The following is a 9951-nucleotide window of genomic DNA, read 5'->3' as shown; positions in this document are numbered from 1 at the left end:
GGGCCGAGGGCACCGGTCGCGGAGGCGTTCATCCTGATCGGAGCCTATGCGCAGGTCGGGCGGGCGGTGGACGGCCGGCCGGGGGTTCGGTACCGAAGTCGGCGGGTTCGGTACTTTGGTCGCACGCCGCCCCGGCGGACGGCTCCGAGGGTCACCGGCCCCGGGCCCGACGGCCGATCCGCGCGCCCCGGCCATGTCCCTAGCGTGTCCGGTATGCGCAAAGCCTTCCAGGTCGTGGGGGTGGTGCTGGCCCTGCAGGGGATCAGCGGGGCCATCGACCACCTCGCCGTACAGCCGATCATGGGGATCTTCCTGAACGCCGTCAACCGCCTGGTCATCCCGCGCCTGGGCTTTCTGACCGGGTACGAGTTGTACGCGAACCTCACCCTCGCCCTGTTCGGCATCGCCGTGTTCGTCGCGGCGACAAGGATCAACTCGTCGTGACGGCCCGCCGGGACAGGGACAATGGGGTGGTGCAGTCAGACACCACGCGTTCCGTCTCCGTGCTGGGATCGACCGGGTCGATCGGCACCCAGGCCCTCGATGTGATCCACCGCAACCCGGGGAGGTTCACGGTGGCCGGGCTGGCCGCCGGCGGCGGCAGGGTCGGCCTGCTCGCCGAGCAGGCGGCGCGCACCGGGGCGGCGGTGGTGGCCGTCGCCGACGAGGGCGCGGTGCCCGAGCTGCGCGAGGCGCTGGCCGCGCACGGCGTCTCGCCCACCGTCCTGGCCGGGGAACAGGGCGTGGCCGAGGTCGCCGCCCGGCCGTGCGACGTGGTGCTCAACGGCATCACCGGGGCGCTCGGGCTCACCTCGACGCTGGCCGCGCTGGAGGCCGGGCGGGTGCTGGCGCTGGCCAACAAGGAGTCGCTGATCATGGGCGGCGCCCTGGTGAAGCGGCTGGCCAAGCCGGGCGCGCTGATCCCGGTCGACTCCGAGCACTCGGCGCTGGCGCAGTGCCTGTGGGCGGCCACGCCCGGCGGAGAGGACGCCCGGGCCGTGCGCAGGCTGATCGTCACCGCGAGCGGCGGGCCGTTCCGCGGCCGAAGGCGCGCGGAACTGGCCGGCGTCACGCCGGAGCAGGCGCTGGCGCACCCCACCTGGTCGATGGGCCCGGTCATCACGATCAACTCGGCCACCCTGGTCAACAAGGGCCTTGAGGTCATCGAGGCCAATCTGCTGTTCGACATCGGCTTCGACCGGATCACGGTCGTCGTCCACCCGCAGTCGGTGATCCACTCGATGGTGGAGTTCGTGGACGGCGCGGTGGTCGCCCAGGCCAGCCCGCCGGACATGCGGCTGCCGATCGCGCTGGCCCTCGGCTGGCCCGAGCGGGTGCCCGACGCCGCGCCCACGGTGGCCTGGGACGTCGCCCAGTCCTGGACGTTCGAGCCGCTGGACGAGGAGGCGTTCCCCTCGGTGGCGCTGGCCCGGCACGTCGGCACTCAGGGCGGTACCGCGCCGGCCGTTTACAACGCGGCCAACGAAGTGTGTCTGGAGGCGTTCGTGCAGGGACGCCTGCCGTTCCTCGGCATCGTGGACACCGTGGCCAAGGTGGTCTCCGAGCACGGTGTGACCCAGGCGGGCACGGTCGAGGAGGTGCTCGCGGCCGACGCCTGGGCTCGTGTCCGGGCCGGTGAGCTGGCCGGTCGCTGAGCACAAGGCGGATGATGTCGGAGCCGTCTGAAGTGACGTATCACATCACGTGTTAGTAAATCGGACGGCCCGATATGGCGATTAGGGGATGAACGGCAATCTACGTCACAGTGACGGTTGTTACCTTCGCGGGCCGTGCGTTCACGGGACTACCTAGACTGTTGGCATACGAATGCGGCTGCCAGGGCCCGTTGCGACGCTAACCAGTCAAGGTGCTGAGATGTCTATTGATCTTGGGATCCCCTCCGTGCGCACCCGGCCCATCGCCGAGCGCAGGAAATCACGACAGATCATGGTCGGACCGGTCCCGGTGGGCGGCGACGCCCCCGTTTCGGTCCAGTCCATGACGACGACCGTGACCGCCGACGTCAACGCCACCTTGCAGCAGATCGCGGAGCTGACCGCCTCCGGGTGCCAGATCGTGCGGGTGGCCGTGCCCTCCCAGGACGACGCGGACGCGCTGCCGACCATCGCCAGGAAGTCGCAGATCCCGGTGATCGCCGACATCCACTTCCAGCCCAAGTACGTGTTCGCCGCGATCGAGGCGGGGTGCGCCGCGGTACGCGTCAACCCGGGCAACATCAAGAAGTTCGACGACAAGGTCGGCGAGATCGCCAGGGCCGCCGCCGACCACGGCGTGCCGATCCGCATCGGCGTCAACGCCGGTTCCCTCGACCCGCGCCTGATGCAGAAGTACGGCAAGGCCACCCCCGAGGCGCTGGTGGAGTCCGCGCTGTGGGAGTGCTCGCTGTTCGAGGAGCACGGCTTCCGGGACATCAAGATCTCCGTCAAGCACCATGACCCCGTCGTGATGATCCAGGCGTACCGGCAACTCGCCGAGAAGTGCGACTACCCGCTGCACCTCGGCGTCACCGAGGCGGGCCCGGCCTTCCAGGGCACGATCAAGTCGGCGGTCGCCTTCGGCGCGCTGCTCGCCGAGGGCATCGGCGACACCATCCGGGTGTCGCTGTCGGCCCCGCCGGTGGAGGAGGTCAAGGTCGGCATCGGCATCCTGGAGTCGCTCAACCTGCGCGAGCGCGGCCTGGAGATCGTCTCCTGCCCGTCCTGCGGGCGCGCCCAGGTGGACGTCTACACCCTGGCCGACCAGGTGCACGCCGGGCTCGACGGGCTCAAGGTCCCGCTCCGGGTCGCCGTGATGGGCTGCGTCGTCAACGGCCCGGGGGAGGCGCGCGAGGCCGACCTCGGGGTGGCCTCCGGCAACGGCAAGGGCCAGATCTTCGTCAAGGGCGAGGTCATCAAGACCGTGCCGGAGTCGCAGATCGTGGAGACCCTGATCGAGGAGGCCCTGCGGCTGGCCGAGGAGATGGGCGTCGACGTCGATCTCGACGACGAGTCCGCCGCCGGCCCCGAGGTCACCGTCCACTGATGATTCCTGGGGCGTTCCCGCCACCGCACGCAGAGCAATGGATCGTTTACAGGTTGGCAATCATCGGGCATGACTCCATGTGAGCGCACGGTGACCTAGGGGAACATCTCCTCTGTCGCATGAACAGAGGAGAGCTGTCGAGTGAAGCGCGTCGTCGGAGTTGTCGCGGGCGTTGCGGTACTTACCTTGGGGATGGGAGGCGTGCCCGGCGGAGCGGCCGGCGCCGACGGCGATCCCACGGGCGTGGACGACGGGCGGGCCGGGCCGGTCGGGCTGCCGGGCTCCGGCTCCTCCGCCGGGCCGGACGATCCGATCTGGCCGGCGCGGGTTCCGGTGGGCAAGGGCGCCCCGAAGCCGTCCACCCTCGTCTGGCGGCCCTGCCCGGAGCCGGCCAAGCGGCACACCGCCGCGCGGCTTCCCGGCCACTCCGCCTTCCCCGGCCTGGCCGCCCCCGCTGGCCTGGCCGCCGCCGGCGTGCGGGCGGCTCCGGAACAGAAGGTGGAGTGCGCGACCCTGCGGGTGCCGCTCGACCACCGCGAGCCGTACGGCCAGACCGTCGAGCTGGCGCTCAACCGGGTGAAGGGCACCGCCTCGCGCGACCACAACCACCTGGGCGCACTGCTGGTCAACCCGGGCGGGCCCGGGGCGTCCGGGCGCGACCTGGCCAGGCACGTCGCGGCGGGGCTGCCCGCCGCGATCTCCGCCCGGTTCGATGTGATCGGGTTCGACCCGCGCGGCGTCGGGGCCAGCAAGCCCGCGCTCACCTGCGTGGACGCCAAGACCTACTACGCGCCGCCGCGCCTTGACCACGTTCCGCGCGGCGCGGCCCAGGAGCAGCGGCTGCTCGCCCAGGCCAGGGAGTACGCCACGGCGTGCGGCAACCGCTGGTCGTGGATGCTGCCGCACATGACCACAGAGAACTCCGCCCGCGACATCGAGGCGATCAGGGTGGCGCTCGCCGAGGAGAAGATCAGCTACCTCGGCTACTCCTACGGCACCTACCTCGGGGCCGTCTACGCCACCCTCTACCCGGCGAGGATCAGACGGCTGGTGCTGGACAGCTCGGTCGATCCCCAAGGCGTCTGGTACAAGGCCAACCTCGCCCAGAACTACGCCTTCGACCAGCGCCACCGCGACTTCCTGGCCTGGGTCGCCCGGCACAACCGGGTCTACCGGCTCGGCGCGAAGGCGGCCGACGTCCGCTTCGCCTGGTACTCCATGCGCGACCGGCTGCGCGGTCGCCCGGCGGGTGGGCTGGTCGGCCCGAGCGAGCTGGACGACATCTACACCGTGGCCGGCTACTCCGACCGGGTGTGGCCGACGCTCGCCGACGCGTTCTCCGCGTACGTCCGCAAGGGCGGCACCAAGGGCCTGATCGACGCCTACCACCGGCACGGCGAGAACGACGCCGCCGCCGAGAACAACTACGCGGTCTACCTGAGCGTGCAGTGCCGCGACGCGGCCTGGCCCCGCGAGTGGAGCGCCTGGCGCGCCGACACCACCGAGATCCATGCCAAGGCGCCCTTCCTGGCCTGGCCGAACACCTGGTACAACGCGCCGTGCGCGTCCTGGGCGGTGCCCGCCGCGGGCCCCGTGCGGGTCAGGTCCAGCGGGGCGCTGCCGCCGATCCTGATGCTCCAGACCCGGCACGACGCCGCCACGCCGTACGCGGGGGCGCTGCGCCTGCGCCGCGCGCTCGGCACGGCCAGCATGGTCGTGGAGGGCGGCGGCAACCACGGCGCCGGACTCGCCGGAAACGCCTGCGTCGATCGGCACCTGGTCGCCTACCTGAGAGAAGGCACCCTGCCCGCCCGCAGGGGCGCGGGGCCCGACGCCAGATGCCCCGCGAACGCCGCTCCCGCGCCCACTTCCGCGGCGGGCTGACCCAGGATGTTTCAGGCGACCGGAAGGGTCGCGAGAGGGCGGCATCGATCTGGGGGTCTGCGTCGGTTCCTGCCAAATTCGGGGAGGTCGCGTACGCTTGGCGCGTGATGCTGCGAACATCGGCGTCGCGCGTGCTCGACGACAACGATCGTGAAGAAGTGCTGGCCCTTCTCGACCTCGATCCTGTCGCCAACGTCTTCGTCGCCTCCAGGGTGCGCTCGGTGGGCCTGAACTCGGCCAGGCTCGGCGGGCAGATGTGGGGATTCGGCCCGCGCGGCGGGCTGACCTCACTGTGCTACGCCGGCGCCAACCTGGTGCCCGTCAACGCGGGCCTGGAGGCCGTACAGGCCTTCGCCGAGCGCGCCCGCAGGCAGGGCAGGCGCTGCTCGTCGATCGTCGGCCCGGTGCAGGCGGTCGAGCCGATGTGGGAGATCCTGCAACCGTACTGGGGGCCGGCCCGCGCGATCCGCCGGCAGCAGCCGGTTATGCGGATCGCCTCGGCCCCGCTGGCCGCCCCCGACCCGTTGGTGCGCCGGGTGCGGCCGGACGAGTTCGACGCGCTGCTGCCCGCGTGCGTGGCGATGTTCACCGAGGAGGTCGGCGTCTCCCCGGACACCGGCGACGGCGGCGCCCTGTACCGCACCCGGGTGGCCGAGCTGATCCGGATCGGCCGCTCCTACGCCCGGCTGGACGGCCGGCAGGTGGTGTTCAAGGCGGAGATCGGGGCGGTGACCCCGCAGGCGTGCCAGATCCAGGGGGTGTGGGTGCACCCCGAGCGGCGCGGCCAAGGGCACGCGGTGGCCGGGATGGCCGCGGTGGTGGACCAGGCGCTGAGATACTTCGCGCCGGTCGTCACGCTCTACGTCAACGACTTCAACCATCCGGCCAGGGCGGTGTACCGCAAGGTGGGATTCACCGAGGTCGGCACCTTCATGTCGGTGCTCTTCTGATCCCTTGCCGCCTTTCGGTCTCGCCTGGTGGATACATGCAGGTGATGGCCGTTGACGGCGGCTGGTCCACCCCCTTGAGTAGAGGGGCGACCATTGGGGGGGCGGCGAGGGGAGGCTGCCGGTGCCGCAGGCGCAGCCGCTCAGGACGGGGGACCCGCTGAGACTGGGCGACTACGAGCTGTCCGGGCGCCTTGGTGAGGGCGGCCAGGGCGTGGTGTTCCTCGCCACCCGTCCCGCGGACGGCGACGCCGAGCGCTATGCCGTCAAGCTGCTGTACGCGCCGGTCGGCGATGAGGAGGCTGCGTTCCTGCGCGAGGCCGAGCTGGCCAAGCAGGTCGCCAGATTCTGCACCGCGCAGGTGATCGACGCGGGGGTCGAGGCGGGGCGTCCGTTCATCGTCAGCGAGTACGTGGACGGGCCGTCCCTGCAACGCGAGGTCGTCTTGGCCGGGCCGCGTACGGGCGGGGCGCTGGAGCGTCTGGCGGTCGGTACGGCGACCGCGCTCGCCGCGATCCACCGGGCCGGAATCGTGCACCGCGACTTCAAGCCCCAGAACGTGCTGCTCGGCCCGGACGGGCCGCGCGTGATCGACTTCGGCCTCGCCCGGGCCCTCGATGCCGCGGCGACCCTCAGCGGGCGCGGCATGGGCACTCCCGCGTACATGTCGCCCGAGCAGATCGGCGCGGAGGACCTGACCCCGGCGGTGGACGTGTTCGCCTGGGGGGCGACGATCTGCTTCGCCGCGACCGGGCAGGCGCCGTTCGGGCAGGACTCGGTGGCGGCGGTGCTGCACCGGATCCTCACCGCGCATCCGGAGACCGGGCGCATCCCCGGGCGTCTGCGCGGCCTGGTGGAACAGTGCCTGGACAAGACGCCGCGCAACCGGCCGGCCAGCCGGGAACTGGTGCTCGCGCTGCTGGGGGAGGCGCCCTCCGGCTCTGGCTCGTACTACCTGGGGGCGGCCGCGGCGGGCGTCGCGCCCGAGCGCCCGGAGGAGGACATCGAGCACACCGGCCCGGTAGGGGCTGAAGGCGGTGATCCTTCAGATGGAAGGTCGCGCAGAGCCGTCGCCAGGATGTCGGTGGCGGCCTTCGGCGCGATCCTGGTGAGCGCGATCGTGCTCGCGGTGGTGCTGGTACCCGCGCTGTTCACCCAGGGGGGCGCCCGATCCGGGCCGTCCCCGGCCACGACCGGCACCCTCGGCGTCACCCCGCGGAAGGCGGACAAGCCCGCCACCGACGCCCCCACGACCGTGACCGACAAGGTCGCACCGCCCGCGGCGGCGTCCACCGCGCCCGTGGCGGTCACGGTCGTGGTCCCTGAGGTGGCCGGGCTGGACCGGGCGGCGGCGGTCCGCTCGATCCGCCGGGCCGGGCTGCGGCCCGGCGAGATCACCGAGGCCGACTCCCCGGAGAGGATCGGCCGCGTGCTGTCCGCGACCCCGGCGGCGGGCACGTCGGTGCGCAAGGGGTCCAAGGTACGGCTGCGCGTGTCGGCGGGGATCGAGGTGCCCGCCGTCGCGGGCCTGCGCCGGGCCGCCGCCGAGTCGGCGCTGTCGGCCGCCGGGCTGGCGGCGGGCAAGGTGAGCCGGGCCTGCTCCGAACTCCCGGGCGGCCAGGTCATCGCGAGCCGTCCGGCCGCGGGCGCCAGGGTGGCGGGCGGCACGGCGGTGTCGCTGGTGGTCTCCCGGCGCGGTAAGGAGGTGCCGGGTGTGGTCGGCATGCCGGAGGCGAACGCCGGTACCGCCCTTTCGGCGCTGGGCTTCACCGTGGACCGGCGGACCCGGGTCACCGACTCCGCGGACCAGGTGGGCAAGGTACTCGCGCAGAGCCTTCCGCCCGGCTCGTGCGCCGCCCCGGGCGCGAAGATCACCATCACCGTGGGCGTCGAGGGCGCCGACGACCCCTCCGAAGACCCCGGCCCCGACCCGCGCGGCGACGACCGGGACCCGACCGATCAACCGGACGTCTTCGAGCCCGCCACCGCCGTCAGTCCTCCCCGGACGGGTCGCGGAGGTGGCTCAGTACCTCGTCGAGGGTGAGGTCGGTGGCGTCCTTGTCAGGGTCCCAGCGGTGGAGTATCTCCTCGGCGGCCAGCGCGAGATCCGCGGGGAGGTTCGCCGCGCGCAAGGCATGGGCGACCTCGGCCATCTCCGGCGCCCACCGCCAGGCCCGGGAGGCGACACCCGGCAGGTGCCCGGGCTCGGCCAGGGCGGAGGGCGCCATCCGTTCGGCCTCGGCCAGCAGCTCGCGCTCCACCCCGTGATGGGCGGCGAGGGCGTGCGAAACCGCGGCGAGCGCGCGGCTCGTCTTCTGGTAGGAGCCGTAGGCCATCTTCAGCGCCGACGCGCCGCCGACCGTCTCGCCCAGCGCGACGGTCTCAACGGCGCTCTGGTGGAAGAGGCCGCCGATGGCCTCGACGGTGGCCTGCGGGCCCGACAGGTAGAGCCGCACGCTGACGCGGTCGCCCGGCGGCGGGCCGATGACGCAGCCGTCCACGAAGCCCTGCCGCGGAAACAGCGCGGCGATCCGCTCGGCGCGCCGCGGACTGATCGCGTTCGCCTCCAGGTAGATCCGGGGGACGCCCGCGGCCGCGACCCGCTCCGCGGTCTCCTCCGCCGCGGCCGGCGGCACGATCGACATGACGACATCGGCCGCCGCCACCGCCTGCCCCAGGTCGGGCGCGGGCTCGAAGCCCGCCTCCGCGGCACGCCGGGCGGTCGCCCGGCCTCGATCGCCGGGACACCACAGCACGCGCACGCCGCCACGGCGCGCCTGCGCGCCGATCGCGGCTCCCATCTGGCCCGGGTGCAGCACCAATACGGTCTTCACCACACCGATTCTCCCGCATCCGGGGGTTCATGGCCTTGAGCGCGGTGGCGTGTCGGCCACGCTTACCTCCCCCCACGACGCCATCGCCTCCCCCTGATCGCCTCCGCCCGGCCTGGCCTTTCTTCGGCGCGTTCACCGTAGGCATCCCTAGTGCTGCCTGCCGTAACGTGCGAAAACGTGCGACGAGTTCAGCGGTTTGCTCGACCGGTTCGGACCAACCGCGATCCACATGGAGAGGCGCGGCTCCTACGGCACCGGAACTTCGTTCCGGCCAGAGCCGGGCCACGCCTTCTGGGCGGCGGTGCGGTGAGTCATGGTGTGACAGGCCGCTCGGGTGTGTCCAGCCACACTTGTTGTCCTTTCGGGGTGACCGTCATGCCGAACCGGTCGCGGCCGGGCTCGCCCCAGCTCATCCAGCGGAAATAGGCGTCCACGGCTTCCTCCCACAGTGGACGGCCGCCCGCCTGCCGCACGGTGTACTCGTCGCGGCCGGGCCGCCAGGTGGCGACCGACCAATTGCCGGTCGGCGGATCCGTGACCACGACCCGACAGGTGTCGTCCTCGCGGTAGGAGTAGCAGCCCAGGCCGGTGATGGCGGCCATGGCGAGGTTCGCGCCGGCGGGGGCGGCGGCGATCGTCCGGGGATCGACGGTCGTGGTGTGTTCGCCGCGCCGGTCGTCGGGGGTGGTGGCCGGGCGCTGGGAGCGCATCATCATGGGGACCGCGCCGTCGGCGAGTTGGGTCACGATCGGCATGTCGGAGTAGACCGCGTTCATCCAGGCGGCGGGGTCGGCGTGACGGTCGATGCCCGCGGTCATACCAGCCTCGTCCACAAGGGCCACCGGCGGGATGAACAGGTGGCGTGGCATCGCCTGGAACGCCGCCCTGACCGGCCCGGGGATGTCGCCGACAAGGGCGGTGATGTCGCTGATCATCCGCTCGATACGGCCGGCGGTGCCGGTCACTTCGCGTCGTCCGGCTTGTCCGCGGGCAGCTCGGGACGCTGGTCGGGGTTGTACGGCTGTGGCGTCGGGTCCTTGTCGCCGCTGTTGGGATCTTCGTGTTTGCCCCATCGTGGGCCGCTCATCGTGCTCTCCCTCGCAGGACGGCTTCTTAGGGTGACGGTATGGCGTGGCGAAGGCCCGGCGGTTCGCGTCGGCTGGGAACCCGGCGTCGGGGGAGTGTTTCTCTGCGAATCGCGCGGTTTGCGGCCTTGGCCTTGTCAGGGGCGGGCGTGGCGGCCT

General features: G+C 72.3%; 9 protein-coding genes. 6 read left to right on the top strand and 3 right to left on the bottom strand.

Annotated features, from left to right (window positions below; genetic code table 11):
* Positions 1-213 precede the first annotated feature (213 nt).
* From C1I98_RS28830 to C1I98_RS28805, 6 genes are all read left to right on the top strand, one after another.
* The gene (locus C1I98_RS28830; protein ID WP_111170549.1) at positions 214-444 is read left to right on the top strand and encodes a hypothetical protein; all 231 of its coding nucleotides are present in this window, start codon (positions 214-216) and stop codon (positions 442-444) included.
* 29 nt (positions 445-473) lie between these two features.
* Positions 474-1655 (top strand): 1-deoxy-D-xylulose-5-phosphate reductoisomerase, encoded by a 1182-nt coding sequence (gene dxr, locus C1I98_RS28825; RefSeq protein ID WP_111170551.1) that lies wholly within the window; start codon positions 474-476, stop codon positions 1653-1655.
* A 220-nt stretch (positions 1656-1875) separates the two neighbouring features.
* A complete protein-coding gene (gene ispG / locus C1I98_RS28820) occupies positions 1876-3042 on the top strand; it encodes a flavodoxin-dependent (E)-4-hydroxy-3-methylbut-2-enyl-diphosphate synthase (protein WP_111170548.1) in 1167 nt (388 codons plus the stop codon).
* A 141-nt stretch (positions 3043-3183) separates the two neighbouring features.
* Positions 3184-4926 (top strand): alpha/beta hydrolase, encoded by a 1743-nt coding sequence (locus tag C1I98_RS28815; RefSeq protein ID WP_233508278.1) that lies wholly within the window; start codon positions 3184-3186, stop codon positions 4924-4926.
* Between the two features lie 107 nt (positions 4927-5033).
* On the top strand, positions 5034-5876 hold the full coding sequence (locus tag C1I98_RS28810; RefSeq protein WP_111170546.1) for a GNAT family N-acetyltransferase: 843 nt from the start codon (positions 5034-5036) through the stop codon (positions 5874-5876).
* 121 nt (positions 5877-5997) lie between these two features.
* The gene (locus C1I98_RS28805) at positions 5998-7917 is read left to right on the top strand and encodes a serine/threonine-protein kinase (protein WP_111170545.1); all 1920 of its coding nucleotides are present in this window, start codon (positions 5998-6000) and stop codon (positions 7915-7917) included.
* On the opposite strand, the gene C1I98_RS28800 is transcribed toward C1I98_RS28805, so the two are convergent.
* The 3 genes from C1I98_RS28800 to C1I98_RS45160 form a co-directional block, all read right to left on the bottom strand.
* Positions 7865-8707 (bottom strand): DUF1932 domain-containing protein, encoded by an 843-nt coding sequence (locus C1I98_RS28800; protein ID WP_111170550.1) that lies wholly within the window; start codon positions 8705-8707, stop codon positions 7865-7867. The two genes, C1I98_RS28805 and C1I98_RS28800, sit on opposite strands and share 53 nt — an antisense overlap.
* Before the next feature lie 311 nt (positions 8708-9018).
* Positions 9019-9672: a hypothetical protein gene (locus C1I98_RS28795; RefSeq protein WP_111170544.1), complete on the bottom strand. Its 654-nt coding sequence runs from the start codon at positions 9670-9672 to the stop codon at positions 9019-9021.
* Positions 9669-9794 (bottom strand): hypothetical protein, encoded by a 126-nt coding sequence (locus C1I98_RS45160; RefSeq protein WP_267898083.1) that lies wholly within the window; start codon positions 9792-9794, stop codon positions 9669-9671. The genes C1I98_RS28795 and C1I98_RS45160 overlap by 4 nt, the downstream gene beginning before the upstream one ends.
* Positions 9795-9951: the final 157 nt, after the last annotated feature.

It is taken from the genome of Spongiactinospora gelatinilytica (assembly GCF_003236385.1).
Taxonomy (GTDB): domain Bacteria; phylum Actinomycetota; class Actinomycetes; order Streptosporangiales; family Streptosporangiaceae; genus Spongiactinospora; species Spongiactinospora gelatinilytica.
Note: the sequence above shows the minus strand (reverse complement) of the source record. Positions and strands in the feature narration are given on the sequence as shown.

What these genes read in the sequence shown, in the direction of transcription:
- C1I98_RS28810 (WP_111170546.1), top strand. Translation starts at nt 5,034, where the DNA reads ATGCTGCGAACATCGGCGTCGCGCGTGCTCGACGACAACGATCGTGAA.
- C1I98_RS28830 (WP_111170549.1), top strand. Translation starts at nt 214, where the DNA reads ATGCGCAAAGCCTTCCAGGTCGTGGGGGTGGTGCTGGCCCTGCAGGGG.
- ispG (WP_111170548.1), top strand. Translation starts at nt 1,876, where the DNA reads ATGTCTATTGATCTTGGGATCCCCTCCGTGCGCACCCGGCCCATCGCC.
- C1I98_RS45160 (WP_267898083.1), bottom strand. Translation starts at nt 9,794, where the DNA reads ATGAGCGGCCCACGATGGGGCAAACACGAAGATCCCAACAGCGGCGAC.